The 17,082-nt window shown below is 67.2% G+C and carries 15 protein-coding genes and 1 pseudogene; 6 read left to right on the plus strand and 10 right to left on the minus strand.

Features of this window, described 5'->3' with window-relative positions; translation table 11 throughout:
- The first annotated feature begins 36 nt into the window (after positions 1-36).
- From ku to ACX5I6_RS07175, 3 genes are all read left to right on the plus strand, one after another.
- Positions 37-1,137 (plus strand): non-homologous end joining protein Ku, encoded by a 1,101-nt coding sequence (gene ku, locus ACX5I6_RS07165; protein WP_461839997.1) that lies wholly within the window; start codon positions 37-39, stop codon positions 1,135-1,137.
- A 145-nt stretch (positions 1,138-1,282) separates the two neighbouring features.
- Positions 1,283-2,122, plus strand: a complete 840-nt coding sequence (locus tag ACX5I6_RS07170) for a class I SAM-dependent methyltransferase (RefSeq protein WP_461839998.1) — start codon at positions 1,283-1,285, stop codon at positions 2,120-2,122.
- A gap of 2 nt (positions 2,123-2,124) precedes the next feature.
- On the plus strand, positions 2,125-2,556 hold the full coding sequence (locus ACX5I6_RS07175; protein ID WP_461839999.1) for an SRPBCC domain-containing protein: 432 nt from the start codon (positions 2,125-2,127) through the stop codon (positions 2,554-2,556).
- A 127-nt stretch (positions 2,557-2,683) separates the two neighbouring features.
- Here the strand turns inward: ACX5I6_RS07175 and ACX5I6_RS07180 are convergent, their stop codons facing one another.
- The 5 genes from ACX5I6_RS07180 to ACX5I6_RS07200 form a co-directional block, all read right to left on the minus strand.
- Positions 2,684-2,962, minus strand: a complete 279-nt coding sequence (locus ACX5I6_RS07180) for an HPr family phosphocarrier protein (RefSeq protein ID WP_285246914.1) — start codon at positions 2,960-2,962, stop codon at positions 2,684-2,686.
- A 67-nt stretch (positions 2,963-3,029) separates the two neighbouring features.
- Complete coding sequence (locus ACX5I6_RS07185; RefSeq protein WP_018763715.1) at positions 3,030-5,126, minus strand: PTS fructose transporter subunit IIABC; 2,097 nt, start codon at positions 5,124-5,126, stop codon at positions 3,030-3,032.
- Positions 5,127-5,128: 2 nt separating this feature from the next.
- Positions 5,129-6,151, minus strand: coding sequence for a 1-phosphofructokinase family hexose kinase (locus ACX5I6_RS07190; protein ID WP_018763714.1), 1,023 nt, complete (start codon positions 6,149-6,151; stop codon positions 5,129-5,131).
- Positions 6,148-6,954 (minus strand): DeoR/GlpR family DNA-binding transcription regulator, encoded by an 807-nt coding sequence (locus tag ACX5I6_RS07195; protein WP_018763713.1) that lies wholly within the window; start codon positions 6,952-6,954, stop codon positions 6,148-6,150. The genes ACX5I6_RS07190 and ACX5I6_RS07195 overlap by 4 nt, the downstream gene beginning before the upstream one ends.
- Before the next feature lie 226 nt (positions 6,955-7,180).
- Positions 7,181-7,438, minus strand: coding sequence for a DUF6458 family protein (locus ACX5I6_RS07200; protein WP_285246918.1), 258 nt, complete (start codon positions 7,436-7,438; stop codon positions 7,181-7,183).
- A gap of 173 nt (positions 7,439-7,611) precedes the next feature.
- Between ACX5I6_RS07200 and ACX5I6_RS07205 the strand changes: the two genes are divergently transcribed.
- From ACX5I6_RS07205 to ACX5I6_RS07215, 3 genes and pseudogenes are all read left to right on the plus strand, one after another.
- Positions 7,612-8,229 (plus strand): alpha/beta hydrolase, encoded by a 618-nt coding sequence (locus tag ACX5I6_RS07205; protein WP_461840000.1) that lies wholly within the window; start codon positions 7,612-7,614, stop codon positions 8,227-8,229.
- Positions 8,230-8,424: 195 nt separating this feature from the next.
- Positions 8,425-9,162 carry an HAD family hydrolase gene (locus ACX5I6_RS07210; protein ID WP_461840001.1) on the plus strand — a complete coding sequence of 246 codons (738 nt, stop codon included), beginning with the start codon at positions 8,425-8,427 and terminating at the stop codon, positions 9,160-9,162.
- A gap of 136 nt (positions 9,163-9,298) precedes the next feature.
- A pseudogene (locus ACX5I6_RS07215) lies at positions 9,299-11,645 on the plus strand (glycoside hydrolase family 65 protein).
- Positions 11,646-11,706: 61 nt separating this feature from the next.
- Here ACX5I6_RS07215 and ACX5I6_RS07220 read toward each other — a convergent pair.
- From ACX5I6_RS07220 to gcvT, 5 genes are all read right to left on the minus strand, one after another.
- On the minus strand, positions 11,707-13,017 hold the full coding sequence (locus ACX5I6_RS07220) for an MFS transporter (RefSeq protein WP_461840002.1): 1,311 nt from the start codon (positions 13,015-13,017) through the stop codon (positions 11,707-11,709).
- 69 nt (positions 13,018-13,086) lie between these two features.
- Positions 13,087-14,100 (minus strand): lipoyl synthase, encoded by a 1,014-nt coding sequence (gene lipA / locus ACX5I6_RS07225; protein WP_461840003.1) that lies wholly within the window; start codon positions 14,098-14,100, stop codon positions 13,087-13,089.
- A 75-nt stretch (positions 14,101-14,175) separates the two neighbouring features.
- Positions 14,176-15,498: a serine hydroxymethyltransferase gene (glyA, locus tag ACX5I6_RS07230; RefSeq protein ID WP_461840004.1), complete on the minus strand. Its 1,323-nt coding sequence runs from the start codon at positions 15,496-15,498 to the stop codon at positions 14,176-14,178.
- Positions 15,495-15,878: a glycine cleavage system protein GcvH gene (gcvH, locus tag ACX5I6_RS07235; protein WP_109863887.1), complete on the minus strand. Its 384-nt coding sequence runs from the start codon at positions 15,876-15,878 to the stop codon at positions 15,495-15,497. The genes glyA and gcvH overlap by 4 nt, the downstream gene beginning before the upstream one ends.
- Positions 15,879-15,930: 52 nt before the next feature.
- A complete protein-coding gene (gene gcvT / locus ACX5I6_RS07240; RefSeq protein WP_461840005.1) occupies positions 15,931-17,079 on the minus strand; it encodes a glycine cleavage system aminomethyltransferase GcvT in 1,149 nt (382 codons plus the stop codon).
- Positions 17,080-17,082 lie beyond the last annotated feature (3 nt).

A 17,082-nucleotide genomic window follows, 5' to 3' on the forward strand; every position in this document is an offset into this window, starting at 1 on the left:
CTTCACCTCCGGCCCGCTCTGATGTTGACTGTATGAATGAGAGCCATCTGGAAGGGTGCCATCGCGTTCGGGCTGGTCAACGTGCCCGTGAAGGTCTACAGCGCCACTGAGGATCATGACATCAGTCTGCACCAGGTGCACAACGCCGACGGCGGAAGGATCCGCTACCAGCGCCGCTGCGAGGTTTGCGGGGAGGTGGTGGACTACTCGGACATTGAGAAGGCGTTCGAGGAGGACGGCCGGACCGTGGTGCTGTCCAAGGAGGAACTCAAGTCCATTCCGGCGGAGAACAGCCACGAGATCGAAGTGGTGCAGTTCGTGCCGTCCGAGCAGCTTGACCCCATGATGTTCGAGAAGAGCTACTACCTGGAACCGGATTCCAAGTCGCCCAAGGCGTACGTCCTGCTCCGGCGGGCACTGGAGGATACGGACCGGTTGGCGGTGGTCCAATTCGCGCTGCGGGAGAAGACCCGGCTGGGGGCCCTGCGGATCAAGGACGACGTGCTGGTGCTGCAGTCCCTCCTCTGGCCGGACGAGGTGCGGGAGGCCAGCTTCCCGTCCCTCGAAGCCGACATCAGGATCTCGGCGCAGGAACGGGACATGTCCGCGGCCCTGGTGGAGTCCATGGCCGCTGACTTCGACCCCACCTCCTTCACCGACGAGTACCAGGTGCAGCTCCGCCAGCTCATCGAAGCGAAACTCGAACAGGGTGAATCGCTGGATACGGAGGAGACTTTCGGCGTCGAGTCCGGTGAGGGCGGCAAGGGCGAGGTCATCGACCTGATGGAAGCCCTGAAGCGGAGCCTGGACCGGAAGCGCGGCGGTGCTGCTGCGGGCGGGGATTCCGACGGCGGCGCGGACGCGGGGGACGAAGAACCTGCCAAGCCCGCACGCAAGGCCTCCGGCACCACAGCCTCCGGCGCCAGGACAGCGGCTGCCAAGACGGGTACCGACGACGCAAAGCCCGCCACCGCGAGGCAGGCCGGTAAAGCCGCTGCCACCAAAGCGGCCGCGAAGCCGGCGGCCAAAACCGCCGCCAAGACCTCGGGCACCAAGTCCGCCGGCACCAAATCCACCGGCGCAGCCGATGGCAAACCAGCCGCGAAGTCCAGCACCAGGACCCGCAAGCCTGCCTGATCCTGCCCGGCCGGAACTGTTCCTGCGCCTTTACAGGGGCTGCCATGGCGTCCACAATGAGTCGCATCGCAGCCTCCGCTGTGCGAACAGCGTGCTGTCCAATGGGAACGGACCCGTGGGAACGGGCACGTAAAGGGGCGCGGACATGAACGACCAGGCAGCAGCGGAGGCGGACCGGCAACTCAAGGCAAAGCACCGGGCCATGTGGGCGTCGGGGGACTACCCGGCGCTCGCGGCCGAACTGCTCCTGGAACTGGGTGCCGTGCTGGTGGAGGCGTGCGGCATCAACCCGCGGCAGCGCGTCCTCGATGTTGCGGCAGGGACCGGCAACGCAGCAATTCCCGCTGCCATGATGGGCGCCAAAGTAGTGGCCGGCGACCTCACCCCCGAACTCTTCGACGCAGGCCGCAAAGAGGCAGCGAACCGGGGCGTCACCCTCGACTGGAGGGAGGCCGACGCCGAAGCCCTGCCCTTTGCCGATGAGGAGTTCGACACTGTAATGAGCTGCATCGGAGTGATGTTCGCGCCGCACCACCAGGCCGCCGCCGATGAACTGCTCCGCGTCTGCAAACGGGGTGGCACCATCGGGCTGCTCTGCTGGACGCCGGAAGGGTTCATCGGGGAACTGTTTGCCGCCTTGGGACCCTTCGCGCCGCCGCCCCCGCCCGGTGCGCAGCCCGCCACGCTGTGGGGGAGCGAGGAACACCTCCGCGGACTCCTGGGGGACAGGGTGGCCGGTATCCGCACCCGGAAGCAGAACCTGGCCGTTCGGAGCTTCCACCAGCCGGCAGACTTCGTCAGGTACTTCAAATCGCATTATGGGCCCATGATCTCCGTGTACAAATCACTGGCCGATGACCCGGACAAGGTCAAAGCCCTGGACCGGGCGCTCACGGACCTGGCGGACTCCTACGGGGATGCGCACGGCGACATCCCGTTCCAAATGGAATGGGAATACCTGGTCTTCACCGCGAGGAAGGATTGAGCATGACCGGAAACCACGTGGCAACGTCAGTCACCACCATCGACGCCCCGCCGGACCGTGTATGGGAGGTGATCACCGACCCCGCGGCGGTGAAGGAGTTCATGTTCGGAGCCACCATGCAGACGGACTGGAAAGTTGGCAGCCCCATCATTTGGCAGGGCGAGTGGGAAGGGAAGCCGTACCAGGACAAGGGCGAGATCCTGGCCGTGGAACCTGGGCGGAAATTGGTCCACACCCACTTCAGTCCGCTGTCCGGCCAACCTGACGAGCCCGGAAACTACCACACGCTCGAATGGACCCTGGAGGACCAAGGCGGCACCACCCGCCTGGCCCTGGCCCAGGACAACAACCCCAGCGAAGAAGCTGCCGCCCACTCCCAGGCGATGTGGGACAAGCTGGTGGCGGACGTGAAGGCCATCGCCGAACGCGGCTGATTCCCGCCCCCACTGCGACCTGCTTGGGTGGTGTGGCGCTTAAAGCCAAGCGGCCGCCGTCGGGCGTCCCTCTTCAGGGGAAGCCCGACGGCGGCCGCCGGCTGTGTGCTGCCAGGCAGCGTGGCTGCTACTCGGCGTCGTGATCCGTTTCCAGGATCTGCACCAGGCGCTCCAGGGCGTCGTCCGCACCCGCGCCCTCGGCGCGGAGGACCACCACGTCGCCGTGCGAGGCGCCCAGGCTCATGAGGGACAGGATGCTGGCGGCATCCATTGCTTCCTCTGCCGGCTCTCCCTCACGGGCGATGGTGATCTCCAGGTCGAATTCGCCTGCCGCTTCAGCGAAGATGGCGGCGGGGCGTGCGTGCAGGCCCACTCGGCTGGCGACGGTTGCGGTGCGTTCTGGCATTGTTGCTCCTTTGTCGTTCGGCGTGCTGACGTTTCAGCGCCGGGAGGATAGGTGGGTCGGGGCCGGCTTAGACGGTTACGGGAACCGGTTCAACCGTATCAACGGTCTTCTTGACTGCCCAGCGTTTGAGGGCGATCACGGACAGGGCCGTAACTACCGTACCGACCACGATCGAGACAACGAACATCAGGAAGTTGTCGATGGCGAAGAAGACGAAGATGCCGCCGTGCGGTGCCTTGGATCCGACGCCCGCCGCCATCGAGATGGCGCCGGTCACCGCGCCGCCCAGCATGCTGGCAGGGATGACGCGCAGCGGGTCTGCCGCGGCGAACGGGATGGCACCTTCGGAGATGAAGGACGCCCCAAGCAGCCAGGCAGCCTTGCCGTTTTCCTGCTCCGCGAGGCTGAACAGCTTCTTGTTCAGGACGGTGGAGGCCAGCGCCATGGCCAGCGGGGGAACCATGCCGGAGGCCATGACCGCGGCCATGATCTGCCAGGGCGCCTGGTTGTCGATGGTTGCGGCCCCCAGGCCGGCGACGGCGAAGGAGTAGGCAACCTTGTTGACGGGACCGCCGAGGTCGAAGCACATCATCAGGCCCAGGATCACGCCGAGCGCGATGGCACCGGCACCGGTCAGGCCGGACAGCCAGGCATTCAGGCCCTTGGTGATGGCCACGATCGGGCCGCCCAGGATCAGGAACATCAGGCCGGACGCCACCAGCGATGCCAGCAGCGGGATGATCACCACGGGCATCAGGCCACGCAGCCAGCGGGCTACCTGCAGGCGGCCCACCACGTGGGCGATGTAGCCGGCGAGCAGGCCGCCGACGATGCCGCCGAGGAAGCCGGCTCCCATGAATCCGGCCACGGCACCGGCGACGAAGCCGGGGGCGATGCCCGGACGGTCGGCGATCGCGTAGGCGATGTAGCCGGCCAGCGCCGGGACCAGGAAGCCCAGCGAGAGCGCACCGATCTTGAACAGTACGGCCCCCAGGTAGGCGCCCAGCGGACCCCACGCGTTGTCAGGGAACTCGGTGGGCAGGTTGAACAGGCTGTTCTGGACCACGATGTTGTCCGCGTACTTGGTGATCAGGTAGCCGCCCATGAGGAAGCCGAGGGCGATCAGGAGGCCGCCACCTGCCACGAACGGAATCATGTAGCTGACACCGGTGAGCAGGGCCTTCTTCAGCTTCTGCCCGATGTGCTCGCCCTTCTCCTCAGCCTCGTGCTCGGCCTGCTCCTCGGCACCGAAGTGCGGGACGCGGCGGGCGTGGGGGTTGTCGGCTGCGGCGAGTGCTTCCTGGACCATCTTGTCCGGCTCGTCGATGCCGCGCTTCACGGGGGCGTTGATCACGGGCTTGCCGGCAAAGCGCTCCTTGCCGCGCACATCCACGTCCACCGCGAAGATGACGGCGTCCGCGGCGGCGATGACGGCGGGGTCCAGTGCCTTGGCGCCGGACGAGCCTTGGGTTTCCACCTGGAGGTCCACGCCCATTTCCCGGGCGGCTGCCACGAGGGAATCGGCCGCCATGTAGGTGTGTGCGATCCCGGTGGGGCAGGCCGTGACGGCTACCAGGCGCTTGGGGCCGCGCCCGCCGGACCCGGCCGCACCGGCGGCCGGGGCACCGGCGGCGGAGCCGGCGGCACCTGCGCCAACGCTGGCACCAACCGGTACCGCGTCCGCGGGGGCGGTGGCAGCGTGCGCGGCGGGCTTGTCCGCCAAGGCCCCTTCAACGAGTTCCACGATCTCGGCCTCGGAGGAGGCGTTGCGCAGCGCTGCGGTGAAGTCCTTCTTGATCAGGGAGCGGGCCAGTTTGGAGAGCAGCTTCAGGTGTTCCTGGTCCGCGCCGTCCGGGGCGGCGATGAAGAAGACCAGGTCCGCCGGGCCGTCCTTGGCGCCGAAGTCCACCTTGGGGTTCAGGCGGGCCATGGCCAGGGTGGGTACCGTGACGGCGGCCGAGCGGCAGTGCGGGATGGCGATGCCGCCGGGGATGCCGGTGGCGGTCTTCTGCTCGCGGGCGAAGGCGTCGGCGAAGAGGCCCTCGACTTCTGAGGCACGTCCGGTGGCAGCTACCTTGCTTGCCAGATGCCGGATCACCGCTTCGGGCGCGTTACCCAGGTTCTGGTCGAGCTCGACCAGTTCCGTGGTGATGAGCTGAGTCACTGTCAATCCTTTCGAAGGGCCGTGATGGTTACGGCATCCGGGGTTGTTTGGTGTACTGCCGGAACAGTGGAACCCGGCAGGGAGGCGGCGGCGGCACCGTGGGCCACCGCCTGACGAAGGCAGTCGGCCGGGGCGGATCCCCGGCCGTGGGCGAGCAGGTAGCCGGCCAGCGCGGAGTCGCCCGCACCCACCGTGCTCACTGCGGCGACCGGCGGGTGCGTGGCCAGCCACGCGCCGTCGGCCGTTACAAGGACAGCTCCCTTGGAACCGAGAGTTGCCAGCACAGCACCCACACCGGAACGAACGACGGCGGCCGCGGCGGCTGCGGCTGCAGCCGGGTCCGCTTCCAGCTCGTCTCCGGTGGCCGGGGCAAAACCGGCGGCTGCGGCCAGCTCAGCCAGTTCTTCGGCGTTGGGTTTGAGGAGGTCCGGTTTCCCGGAACCTGGGGTTGTTGCGCCGCTGCCCGTACCGTCGTCAAAGCTTCCGGCGTCGGTCAGGGAGGCGGCCAGGGGCGCCCCGGAGGAGTCGACGGCGATCAGGGGCGCTGTGCCATTGCCCGCCTCCCGGATCCGCCGGGCCACCATGGCGTAGAAGTTGTCCGGGAACCCGGGTGGCAGCGAGCCGGCCAGGACCACCCAGTTGGCGCCGCGCGAGCTTTCCAGCAGCAACTTGATGAGCGCTTCCTGCTGGTCTGCGGCCAGGACCGGCCCGGGTTCGTTGATCTTCGTGGTGACGCCGCCGGGTTCGGTGAGCGCCACATTGGTCCGCAGCGGCTCGTCGATGGGCAGGGAGACGAAAGGCACCCCCTGCTCGCGCAGTCCGGCCAGGACGGGATCGCCGTCCGCTCCGGGCAGGACCGCCAGGGAATCGAGGCCGGACGCCACCAGGGCGCGGGAGACGTTGACTCCTTTGCCGCCGGACTCCTGGCGGACGGAGACGGCGCGCTGCACCTCACCGCGGGCCAGCGGGCCGGGCAGGGCAACGGTCCGGTCAAGGCTGGGGTTGGCCGTGAAGGTGACGATCATGCGATCACCACGTCGACGCCGGCGTCTTCCAGGGCGGCCGCGAGTTCCGGCCCGGGTTCACTGTCTGTGATCAAGGTGTCCAGGTCTTTCAGGGAGGCGAACTGGACCAGGGTTTCCGTGTCCAGCTTGGAGGAGTCGGCCAACACCACAATGCGGCGTGCCGACTGGACGAAGGCTGCCTTGACGGCCGCTTCTTCAGGATCGGGAGTGCTGACGCCGAAGGTGGCGTGGATGCCGTTGGTGCCGATGAACGCTATGTCCGGGCGAATGCGGGCGGCGGCGTCCACCGTCGCCTGCCCCACGGCAACCTGGGTAATGCCGCGGACGCGTCCGCCCAGGATCTGCAGGGCTACGCCGGGAACGTTGGAGAGTTTGCTGGCGATAGGGACAGCGTGGGTGATGACCACCAGTTCGTGGTGCGGCCCGGTCCCGTCGGTCGGTTCGATGGCGGTACGGCGCGCCAGCAGGTCCGCCAGGACCTCGGTGGTGGTGCCGCCGTCCATGAGGACGCTGGCCGGCGAGTTCCGTGGAATGAGCGCGAGTGCGGCCTCCGCGATGCGGATCTTCTGGTCCGGCCGCTGGATGGCACGCTCGGTGACGCTTTCTTCGGTGGTGCTGAAGCGGTCGGCAGCCACGGCGCCGCCGTGGACCCGGCGGACGGTGCCCGCGTTCTCCAGAGCGGCAAGGTCCCTGCGCACGGTTTCGGTGGTGATGCGGAAGCGCTCTGCCAGCAGGGTCACGCTGACCCGGCCGTTGCCGGCGACAAGCTCGGCAATCTTTTGCTGGCGCTCTTCGGCGAACACGTACCCTCCGTTGCGTAGGTTCCTGCGTGACTGGCATCACATTGATGTTGAGTTACTTGACTTTATCTTTGCTTATGTTGGTTTGTCAATGGAAACCCACACGAAACAAAATCGGGTGGGAAGAAGCCCTTTGGACGCGGGAAAGCCGGGCCGGACCTGTGGTGGTCCAGCCCGGCTTTCCGGGTTCATGGCTTGCTCCGGACTCTCGTTCCGGGATCCGCTGTGGCTAGATGCCGCCGTCGCGGGTTTCGTGCCGGGTGATGCGCTCGCCCGTGTTGGGATCGACGACCGAGCGGGACTCGCTGACGCGGCGGCTCCGGCCCGGGGAGGCCAGGATCAGCGAGGCGATCAAGCCAATCACGCCCACGGCGATCAGGATGTAGCCCACCAGCTGCTGGTCCACGAACGGGATCAGCCCTGGAGCCACGGCCCAGGCAAGAATGGCGCCGAGGGCGATGAGGAAGATAGACGAGCCAATTCTCATGACGTGCTCCTTATAGCCGCGTCCTGTGCGGCGCTGGTAGGGCATTGCGGTGATGGTGGTGCGTGTGGTGCCACTGATAAGCATGCTGTCTGTCAGGCGACACGCTACCTCCCCGCGATTCCGGATTCAATCACCGCGCCGGGGCGGCGTGCATGCCTCGCTAGGCTGGTCCGGTGGAAACAGTTGTGTGGTCCAAGCCGGAGGAGTTGCGCGCCGGCACCCCCTTGCTGGTGATGATGCACGGCTACGGCACGGACGAGTCCCGGATGGTGCGCCTCTTCGAGTACCTGCCCCAGGAGTTCACCTTCGCCGCGCTGCGCGCTCCCATGCCCATCGGGGACCACTGGGGGTGGTTCCTGCTCGACTACTTCCTGGCCAACGACTTCGCGGACGTCATCTCCGCGGCCACCTCCGTGCGGGCCTGGATCGGAGCGGTCAAGGACCAGCACAGCAGCGTCACCCTGATGGGGTATTCCCAGGGGATGGCGATGGCGAGCACGCTCCTGCGGCTGCACCCCGATGACTACAAGGCCGTGGTGGGGCTGTCCGGCTTCGTGCTCAACCACGAACTCCTGTCCACGATGGACTCCTTCGACACCAAGCCGCCGTTCTTCTGGGGGCGGGACAAGGCGGACCTGGTGATCAATGAGGATGCCACCGGCTACACCGCCGAGTGGCTGGCTGCCAACACATTGCTGACGGCCCGGACCTACCCGGGCATGGGGCACGCCATGTCCAAAGCCGAGATGGTGGACATCAGCGCATTCCTGCGCCACTACGTGCTGCGCTGAACTCCGCCCGGTGCTGCCGGGCCGGGAAAAAACAGTTGCCAGTCAAATTTGCAAGCGCTTACACTCGTCTGTGGCCATGATCGGTCCTGCAGTGGGCGGACACGGAGATGCTGCTGTGCGCGTGCGCACGGGAGCCTCCTGTGGCCGCACCGGCGGGGCCGGCTGTCCGCAGACTGAAAGGACACCGCACCGCTGATGACACACCTCACGTCACCCGGGACTACCGACTGGACCGGCGCCGCCGCAATCCTGTTCGACCTCGACGGAGTACTGACGCCCACAGCCACAGTGCATGAGCGCGCGTGGCAGGAACTCTTCGACGGCTACCTGGCCTCGCATCCGGACGTTCCCGGGTACCGCGAAAGCGACTACTTCGACCATATTGACGGCAAACCCCGCTTCGACGGGGTGCGGGACTTCCTTTCGTCCCGCGGTATCACCCTGCCCGAAGGCCCGCTCGACGACGACCCCGCCCACGAAACGGTCCAGGGCCTGGGCAACCGGAAGAACGGGATCTTCAACGACATCGTCAGCGCCGGCGTCGAACCTTTCGACGGCTCGGTGCGGTTCCTCGAAGCGGTGCTGGCGCAGGGACTCAAAGTCGCCGTCGTCTCGTCCTCCCGGAACGCGCCCGCCGTCCTGCAGGCGGCCGGGCTCAGCCACCACTTCCCGGTCGTGGTGGACGGGGTGGTTGCCGCGGAACAGGGCCTGCCCGGCAAGCCGAGCCCTGCCACCTACGAATACGCCGCGAAACTGCTGGATCTCTCCAGCGCCGAGTGCGTGGTGGTTGAAGACGCCGTGTCCGGGGTGCAGGCCGGACGGGCCGGGTCGTTCCACTCCGTCGTTGGGGTGGACCGGGGCGCCGGCCGGCAGACGCTCCTGGACGCCGGTGCCACCTTGGTGGTCAATGACCTTCAGGAACTCATCCCCTAAGCCGGTGATGCCCGTTCCCCCCGGGCTACCGGTGCCGCTACCCCCCCAAGTGGCACCCATCCGAGCAGCGCATTCTCCCCGAATACCTCGTGCCCGCCCCCCGGCGGCACCCAGCAAGGCCAAAAGGATCCCCACCATGGCAGTCATTACCGCGGACCGCGAACGGTTCCCCGACACCCCCTGGCAACTCGTCGAAACCCGCCACGAGGCTGGTGGCGCAGGCACCCTCGAAACACTCTTTGCCCTGGGAAACGGGCACCTGGGTATCCGCGGCGCCCACTGGGCGGCGGCGGATGGCGGCCTGCCCGGCAGCTTCATCAACGGGCTGCATGAAATTTGGGACATCAAGCACGCGGAAAACGCCTTTGGCTTTGCCCGGACCGGGCAACGCATCATCTACGTTCCGGATGCCAACAACTTCGCGGTGGTGGTGGACGGCGAAAGCCTCAGCCTCGCCGAGTCCGAGGTCCTGGAATACCGGCGCGCCGTGGACTTTTCCACCGGAATCTACGAATGCCGCATCACCTGGCAGTGCCGGTCCGGGGCCGCCGTGACCACCACTGAACGGCGCGCCGTCGGCTTCGAGTCCCGCGGCTGCCTCGGCATCTCGCTGGAAGTGGCCACGGACCGGCTGGTTTCGCTGGACGTCACCTCCCAGGTGATCAACCGCCAGGACCAGCCGGTGGAGGACCACTCCGTGCACGATCCGCGCCGGTCCGGCCGCCACGCCGGACGGGTACTGCTGCCCGTAAACCTTGACGGCGGCGACGGTTCGCTGCGCCTCTCGTGGGAGGCCGCAGAATCAAAGCAACGGGTGGGCCTGGCCGTGGACCACTGGACCTCTGCGGGGCACCAGCCTTTCGAAACCCTGGTGGACCAGGATGACAGCAGCGTCCGGTATGTCCTGGCAGTGGAGCCGGACGAACCCTTCCGGCTGGAAAAGAGCGTCAGCTACGCCGCCGGCCGCCGCGTCCAGGACCCGAACGTCGATGCAGCCGCGGTGGCCGAGGAAGCCCTTCGTCCGGTGAACGAGATCTTCGCCGAGAGCATGGCCCACTACCGCGGCTACTGGGCCACGTCCGACATTGTGGTGGGCGGCGGCAGCCCGGGGCTTCAGCAGGCCATCCGGTGGAACCTCTTCCAGCTGGCCCAGGCGACGGCCCGCGCCGATGTTGCCGGCATTCCCGCCAAGGGAGTAACCGGCTCCGGCTACGAGGGGCACTACTTCTGGGACCAGGAGGTGTACCTGCTGCCCTACCTCACCTACACCAACCCCGACGGCGCGCGGCAGGTCCTGGAGTTCCGCCACGGCATGCTGCCAGAGGCCAAGATCCGCGCCAAGGAACTGAGCGTTGACGGTGCACTCTTCCCGTGGCGCACCATCAACGGACTCGAAGCAAGTGCCTATTACGCTGCCGGAACGGCCCAGTTCCACATCGCGGCCGCGATCGCCTTCGCCACCAACAGGTACCTCTGGGCCACCGGCGATGCCGCCTTCCGGGACGGAATGGGTGCCCAACTGCTCATCGAGACGGCCCGGATGTGGATCTCCCTGGGCTTCTTCGGCAAGGACGGCCTTTTCCACATCCATGGCGTCACCGGGCCCGACGAATACACGGCCGTGGTGAATGACAACCTCTATACGAACGTGATGGCCCGCTTCAACCTGCGGGTCGCCGCGGCGCTGGACCACCCCGGGATCGACGACGCCGAGCGGGAAGCTCTGGGAGCAGGCCGCCAACCGGATGCAGCTGCCCTTCGATGAGGACCTGCAGGTGCACTCCCAGGACAACGACTTCATGACCCTGGAAGCCTGGGACTGGACCACCCCGCGGTCCAAGTACCCCCTGCTGCTGCACTTCCACCCGCTGGTGATCTACCGCCACCAGGTCCTCAAGCAGGCGGACACGGTCCTGGCCATGTTCCTCCAGTGGCAGGACTTCACGGCACGGGAGAAGCAGCGGGCCTTCGACTTCTACGATCCCATCACCACCGGCGACTCCACCCTGTCCGCCTGCGTGCAGGGGATCATGGCGGCCGAGGTGGGGTATTCAAAGGAAGCCCTGGACCACTTCACCAGTGCCGCGTTCATCGACCTGGACGACACCCACGGCAATACGATCGACGGCGTCCACATCGCCTCCACGGGCGGCGTGTGGTCCTCCCTGGTGTGCGGCTTCGCAGGCTTGCGGGACCAAGGGCCGGTCCCGTTCTTCGATCCGCGCCTGCCCGCGGAGTGGGATTCGCTGGCCTTCCACCTGAAGGTCAGAGGCCGGCTGTTGCTGGTCCAGCTCGCGTCCGGTTCCATCACTCTCACCGTGCAGGAAGGTGAACCCCTGGAAATTGACGTCCGGGGCCAGCGGGTCCTCGCAGCGGCGCAGGGCGTGCAGGTCCCGCTGGAGCCGGTGGCCATTCCTGAACCGACGGTCTTCCCCAGCGGCCTTCCGACGGCGAGCATCCCGGTGGTCCGCGGCCACAGCTAGGCCCCTGCCGGGCACCCGGGTGGGTCCGACGGCGGGAGGAGACGGTGGTGCGCCCGCCGCCCTAGTCTCCTGCCGTCGTCGCCCCTTCCACCTGGAGTGCCGCGTCCAGCGGGTGCGCGCGTTCATCGCGGGACATGTCGGCGGCTGCCATGGCCACCACCGCCACGACGGGGCACACGCCGCCGGCCACGAGGAAGATCAGCCAGATGGGCAGTACCTCCGCCGCCGGTCCTGCCAGCGCCATGGAGACCGGCATCAGGGCCAGCGACACAAAAAAGTCCAGGCTGGAAATCCTTCCCAGCAGGTGCGGCGGCACGCGTCTCTGGAGCAGGGTGCCCCAGATGACCATGCCGACGCTGCCGGTGGCACCGAACACGAAGAGGGCCGCGCCGACCGCCCAGAAGTTGTCCATCACGCCGATCGCGGCCAGGGGAAGGCTGCCGGCACCCCAGGACACCATCATGACCGTGAGGTACCGCCGCGGCAGCCGGAAGGACGCGGTGAGCAGCGAGCCCAGGGCAGCGCCGACGCCCATGATGGCGAGCAGGAACCCGAACGCGCTTGAATCCCCGCCGAGCTGGTCGCGGACCACAAACGGGAGCAGCACCTCGATGGGGCCGATCAGGAACAGCACCGAGATGCAGGCCCACAGGAGTGTCCACAGGAGCCAAGGGGTGCGCACGGTGTAGCTGACGCCCTCACGCAAGTCCCGGATGAAGGATTGCCGACGGCGTTCCGCGCCTTCCGCCGCTTCCCCGCCTTCGCCGCGGGTGTCCGGGCGTTCCTGGGGGCGCAGGAAGTTCAGGATGACGAAAGCCGCGAAGTGGCAACCGGCAACCGCGGTTACTGCGTGCGACGGCGAGAGCGCTGCCACCAGGACGCCGGCCGCCGCGGGCCCGGCCGCCTGTTGCAAAACCGGCCGCATGGACCCTTCCATGCCGTTGGCCGCCAGCAGGTCCTCCGGTGGCAGGATGCGCGGCAGGATGGCTGAGTACGCCGGGAAGAAGAACGCCGCACCCACCCCCAGCACGAACGCGCCCACCGCCACGTGCCACAATTCCAGCCAACCGGCGATCGCCAGCCCGCTGATGGCGGCGATCACTGCAAGGTTGGCGCCTTCCACGGCGATGATGAGGCGGCGCTGGGGGACCCGGTCGGCCGCGATCCCGCCGGCCAGGACGAAGGCCACCAGGCCAACGCTGCCCGCCGCTGCCACCAGGGAGAGGTCCAATGGGCCGCCACCCAGGTGGATCACCTGGTAGACCATGGCCACGGCCCACATCCCGGACCCGAAAATCGAGATGGCCAGGGCCCCAATCAGCACACGGTACTCGCGATGGGCAAACGGCCGCAAAGCTTTGGGCGTGGGCATAGGCCAAGTCTAGGGGCGTTCCGGCCGGGACAACCACCCTGGGCAGGGCCGGCCGAACCCCGTCCTGGATTACCCGGCCAGGAGGGTGCTGGCTTCCTGGCGGGTGGTGCCGGAGTCTTGGATGCCGTCGGCGATGTGGGCGAGTTCGGCGGGGATGTCGCGGCCTTTTTTGCGCATGGCGGTGGCCCAGAGGCGGCCGGCGCGGTAGGAGGAGCGGACCAGGGGGCCGGACATGACGCCGAGGAAGCCGATGTCCTGGGCTTCGTGCTGGAGGTCCACGAATTCCTGGGGTTTGACCCAGCGGTCCACGGGGAGGTGGCGTTCGGAGGGGCGGAGGTATTGGGTGATGGTGATCAGGTCGCAGCCGGCTTCGTGGAGGTCGCGGAGGGCTTCGGAGATTTCCTCGCGGGTTTCGCCCATGCCCAGGATGAGGTTGGATTTGGTGACCATGCCCAGGTTGCGGCCCTGGGTGATGACGTCCAGGGAGCGGTCGTAGCGGAACGCGGGCCGGATCCGTTTGAAGATCCGGGGCACGGTTTCGACGTTGTGGGCGAAGACTTCGGGGGCGGAGTCGCAGATCGCCTTGATGTGGTCGGGGTTGCCGGAGAAGTCGGGGATGAGCAGTTCCACGCCGGTGCCGGGGTTCAGTTCGTGGATCTTGCGGACGGTTTCGGCGTAGAGCCAGACGCCTTCGTCTTCGAGGTCGTCGCGGGCCACGCCGGTGACGGTGGCGTAGCGCAGTTGCATGGACTGGACGGAGCGGGCCACCTTGGTGGGTTCGAACATGTCCACGGGGGAGGGTTTGCCGGTGTCGATCTGGCAGAAGTCGCAGCGGCGGGTGCATTCGGACCCGCCGATCAGGAAGGTCGCTTCCTTGTCTTCCCAGCATTCGAAGATGTTCGGGCAGCCGGCCTCTTCACAGACGGTGTGCAGGCCTTCCTTTTTGACCAGGTTCTTCAGCCCGACGAACTCCGGGCCCATCTGGACCTTGGCCTTGATCCATTCCGGCTTCCGCTCCACCGGAACGGCAGCATTGCGCTGCTCGATCCGCAGCATCTTCCGGCCTTCAGGTGCCAATGTCATGGTAGTTTCCTTTGTTTGCTCGAAAGGCGCTCCGACAGGCTCAACGACTGTACGTTGAGCCTGTCGGAACCAGGGTCAGGACAGGGGCGCGATGCCTGGGTAAAGCGGGTGGGCTGTGGCGAGGGCCTCGACGCGGTGACGGAGCCCGGAAAGGTCCGCGCCGGCGTCGGCCGTCAATGCCTCGGCGATGATGTCCGCAACCTCCCGGAAGGCGTCCTCGCCGAAGCCGCGGGTGGCCAGCGCCGGGGTGCCGATGCGCAGGCCTGAGGTGACCATGGGCGGGCGCGGGTCGAAGGGCACGGCGTTGCGGTTGACGGTGATGTCGATCGCGGCGAGCCGGTCCTCGGCCTGCTGTCCGTCAAGTTCGCAGTTGCGCAGGTCGACGAGGACCAGGTGCACGTCGGTGCCGCCGGAGACCACACTGATGCCCTTTGCCACAACGTCCGGCTGGACCAGGCGTTCTGCCAGCAGGCGCGCGCCGGCGAGCACACGTTCCTGGCGTTCGCGGAACTCTTCGGTGGCGGCGATCTTGAAGGCCACCGCCTTGCCGGCGATGACGTGTTCCAGCGGGCCGCCCTGCTGTCCCGGGAACACTGCCGAGTTGATCTTCTTGGCGATGTCGGCGTCGTTGCTCAGGATGATCCCGCCGCGCGGACCGGCGAGGGTCTTGTGCGTGGTGGAGGTGGTGACGTGCGCGTGCGGCACCGGGCTCGGGTGCAGGCCTGCTGCGACCAGCCCGGCGAAGTGCGCCATGTCCACCATCAGGTACGCGCCCACGGAATCGGCGATCCGGCGGAACTCGGCGAAATCCAGCTGGCGGGCGTAGGCGGACCAGCCGGCCACGATGAGCTGCGGCTTGTGCTCCTGGGCCAGGCGTTCCACCTCGGCCATGTCGATGGTGTGGGTGTCCTCCCGGACCTGGTACGGCACCACGTTGTAGAGCTTGCCGGAGAAGTTGATGCGCATGCCGTGCGTGAGGTGGCCGCCGTGCGCCAGGTTCAGGCCCATGATGGTGTCGCCGGGCTTGATCAGGGCGTGCATCACGGAGGCGTTGGCTTGGGCTCCGGAGTGCGGCTGGACGTTGGCGTATTCCGCGCCGAACAGGGCCTTCACCCGGTCGATCGCCAGTTGCTCGATCACGTCGACGTGTTCGCAGCCGCCGTAGTAGCGCTTGCCCGGGTAGCCCTCGGCGTACTTGTTGGTCAGGACTGAGCCTTGGGCCTGCATGACGGCGGCGGCCGTGTGGTTCTCGGAGGCGATCATTTCCAGGCCGTCGCGCTGGCGGCCAAGCTCGTCGTCGATCCTGGCGGCAACCTCAGGGTCCAGGACGGACAGGTCGGCGTTCAGGCTGGGGGAGGCCACCTGCTCGAAGGCGCCCACTTCTGCCGGGGCGCTCACAGCTCGCCGCCGTTTGCTGCGGCGTATTCCTCGGCGGACATGAGCGGGCCTTCCTCGGTGACGGACACCTTGAAGAGCCAGCCTGCACCGTAGGGATCGCTGTTGATCAGGGCGGGGTCCGAGACCACGCCGTCGTTGATCTCGGTGACCTCGCCGGTGACCGGGGCGTAGAGGTCGGAGACGGACTTGGTGGATTCCACCTCGCCGCAGGTTTCGCCGGCCGTGACGATGGAGCCGACCTCGGGCAGATCCACGTAGACGATGTCGCCCAGGGCGTCGGCCGCCACGGCGGAAATCCCGATCCCCGCAGGCCCGGATCCGTCCACAGCAACCCATTCGTGCTCGGCGGAGTATTTCAGTTCAGCTACAACTTTGCTCATTGCCTATTTTTCCTTCTTTATCAAAAACAAGTCGTGGTCGGGCGAAAAGGGGTTACTTCTGGCGCTTATAGAAGGGGAGGGGCACCACTTCGAAGCGCTCGGGCTTGCCGCGGAGGTCGATGTCCAGGACGGTGCCGACTTCAGCAAATTCGACCTCGACGTAGGCCATGGCGATGGGGTATCCGAGCGTGGGGGAGGGCTGGCCCGAGGTTACTTCGCCCACCAGGGTGCCGTCCTTAAGGACGGGGTAGTGGGCGCGGGCGGCACGGCGTCCGGCCCCCTTGAGGCCCACCAGCTTCTGCCCGATGGTTGATCCGACTCCGGCGGCCTTGATGGCTGCCAGGGCGTCCTTGCCCACGAAGTCGCTCTCCTTGGCCAGCGACACCACGGGGCCCAGGCCTGCCGCGTAAGCGTTGACGTAGCGGGAGAGTTCGTTGCCGTAGAGCGGCATCCCGGCTTCGAGGCGTAGCGAGTCGCGGGCGGCGAGGCCGGCGGGCACCAGGCCGGAGCCTTCGCCGGCCTGGAGCAGTGCCTCCCACAGCGCGGGCGCGTCCAGGTTGGGAACGTAGATCTCGAACCCGTCCTCGCCGGTGTAGCCGGTCCGGGCCACGAGCAGGTCTTGGACCGTGCCGTTGACGGCGATGCCCACCTCCACGGCGGCGTAGTACTTGAGCCCGGTGAGTAGTGCGTGCTGTTCGGCCGGGACCAGCGTCAGGAGGATCGCTTCGGAATTCGGTCCCTGGACGGCGATCAGCGAGGTGTTGGCGGAGGCGTCCTCCACAGTGACGTCGAAGGCGGCGGAGCGTTCCAGGAGTTCCTTGGCCACCACTGCGGCGTTGCCCGCGTTGGGCACCACCAGGTACCTGTCAACGCCCTCTTCGGGGGATGGCCGGCGGTAGGTGATGAGGTCGTCGATGATGCCGCCGTCTTCGTTGCAGATCAGCGAGTACTTTGCCTTGCCGATGGCGACCGCGGAGATCTTGCCCACCAGGGCGTAGTCCAGGAACGCGGCGGCGTCGGGGCCGGTGACCCAGACTTCTCCCATGTGGGAGAGGTCGAACAGCCCGGCGGCCTTGCGGACAGCGTGGTGTTCCGCGAGTTCAGACTCGTACTTGAGCGGCATCTGCCAGCCGCCGAAGTCCGTGAACGAGGCCCCGGCCTTCTTGTGCTGCTCGAAAAGAGCGGTGTAGTTCTCGGTCATGGG

The organism is Arthrobacter sp. MMS24-T111 (assembly GCF_054888995.1).

Bases quoted from the DNA above. Each gene is read 5' to 3' on its own strand.
- ku (WP_461839997.1), top strand. From the start codon at position 37: ATGAGAGCCATCTGGAAGGGTGCCATCGCGTTCGGGCTGGTCAACGTG.
- ACX5I6_RS07170 (WP_461839998.1), top strand. From the start codon at position 1,283: ATGAACGACCAGGCAGCAGCGGAGGCGGACCGGCAACTCAAGGCAAAG.
- ACX5I6_RS07175 (WP_461839999.1), top strand. From the start codon at position 2,125: ATGACCGGAAACCACGTGGCAACGTCAGTCACCACCATCGACGCCCCG.
- ACX5I6_RS07180 (WP_285246914.1), bottom strand. From the start codon at position 2,962: ATGCCAGAACGCACCGCAACCGTCGCCAGCCGAGTGGGCCTGCACGCA.
- ACX5I6_RS07190 (WP_018763714.1), bottom strand. From the start codon at position 6,151: ATGATCGTCACCTTCACGGCCAACCCCAGCCTTGACCGGACCGTTGCC.
- ACX5I6_RS07200 (WP_285246918.1), bottom strand. From the start codon at position 7,438: ATGAGAATTGGCTCGTCTATCTTCCTCATCGCCCTCGGCGCCATTCTT.
- ACX5I6_RS07210 (WP_461840001.1), top strand. From the start codon at position 8,425: ATGACACACCTCACGTCACCCGGGACTACCGACTGGACCGGCGCCGCC.
- ACX5I6_RS07220 (WP_461840002.1), bottom strand. From the start codon at position 13,017: ATGCCCACGCCCAAAGCTTTGCGGCCGTTTGCCCATCGCGAGTACCGT.
- lipA (WP_461840003.1), bottom strand. From the start codon at position 14,100: ATGACATTGGCACCTGAAGGCCGGAAGATGCTGCGGATCGAGCAGCGC.
- gcvH (WP_109863887.1), bottom strand. From the start codon at position 15,878: ATGAGCAAAGTTGTAGCTGAACTGAAATACTCCGCCGAGCACGAATGG.
- gcvT (WP_461840005.1), bottom strand. From the start codon at position 17,079: ATGACCGAGAACTACACCGCTCTTTTCGAGCAGCACAAGAAGGCCGGG.